This is a genomic window from Shigella sp. FC1967 (assembly GCF_001743005.1).
GTDB lineage: Bacteria > Pseudomonadota > Gammaproteobacteria > Enterobacterales > Enterobacteriaceae > Proteus.
Genome location: NZ_MIIZ01001070.1, coordinates 1 through 1029, shown reverse-complemented (window position 1 = coordinate 1029; position 1029 = coordinate 1). Strand labels below are relative to the sequence as shown.

General features: G+C 31.9%; 1 protein-coding gene. It reads right to left on the bottom strand.

Annotated features, from left to right (window positions below; translation table 11 throughout):
- Positions 1-94: 94 nt before the first annotated feature.
- Positions 95-640: a type 1 fimbrial major subunit FimA gene (gene fimA, locus BHE89_RS18440; protein ID WP_069369456.1), complete on the bottom strand. Its 546-nt coding sequence runs from the start codon at positions 638-640 to the stop codon at positions 95-97.
- Positions 641-1029: the final 389 nt, after the last annotated feature.

The following is a 1029-nucleotide window of genomic DNA, read 5'->3' as shown; positions in this document are numbered from 1 at the left end:
TTGCATCTAGATTACCACTTTTTAGCATTTCCTAAAAGTGGTAACGCTAATGCAAATATGAAAATGAGGATCCTCATATCTGCTTTACTATCAGTTAGTCATACTGAACATTAAATGTAGCTACTGCATTTGCTTGTCCAGCTTGTACAGTATCACCAGTAGAGATATAACGTGCAGTTAAAGGAATGACATTTCGTCCATTAACCAGCACAGTTTTAGCACCAAAAGTACTGCCATCAACTTTAAGATTAATACCACCTTGGTCAATAATATTGATACCAATGTTTTTTGCTGAACCATCCGTGTTACCAGAAAGTGCAAGAATATCATTAGCGGTAGATGTTTGACCTAAGAATGAGAAAGCAACATTCTTTGCAATAGCCGTATCGCAATTATTTAAAGTAATATTAAAATCTTTAGCGTCAGATTTATCACCTTTAGCAGCAAAAGCAGAAGTTCTTACCTGACCCATTTCAACGGTCTGATTCATTGATTGGCTATCGACAGAACAACCAGCAGCAACAACCTCCCCAACAAAGTGAACGGTACCACCATTTACTGTCACAGTTGCAGCATTAGCATATCCAGCAAATGCCATTGTTAATACTGCAGCCAGACTAGATAATTTTAATAATTTCATTTTAACACCTTTCGTAAGTTATAAATATAAACACTTCTTTTTCAGACAAAAACATAGCAATATAAAATTAATTTTAAATTAATTTTATATATATTAGTCTCAATACTTTTCTGTAATGGAATTAGAGAAAAAGCCAATGAATAATAGCGTTAGATAATTACATCAATATTATTTTTTGGATTATCATTATAGATAACTTCTCTAATATAATCATCCCATGTTAAATCAAATATCTTTAAGCATTTATTTAACATTGTAATGGATAAAATATTTTTTTCCATTTTCATATCGAGAAACTTGTTGCTGGCTAATAAAAAAGGAAACTACCAAATAAAACACCATTCCAACCTCTACTAATCCGATGTTTTTTTTATAAAGGCACCTGTTTT

Coding starts and splice junctions, on each gene's coding strand:
- fimA (WP_069369456.1), bottom strand. CDS start 640: ATGAAATTATTAAAATTATCTAGTCTGGCTGCAGTATTAACAATGGCA.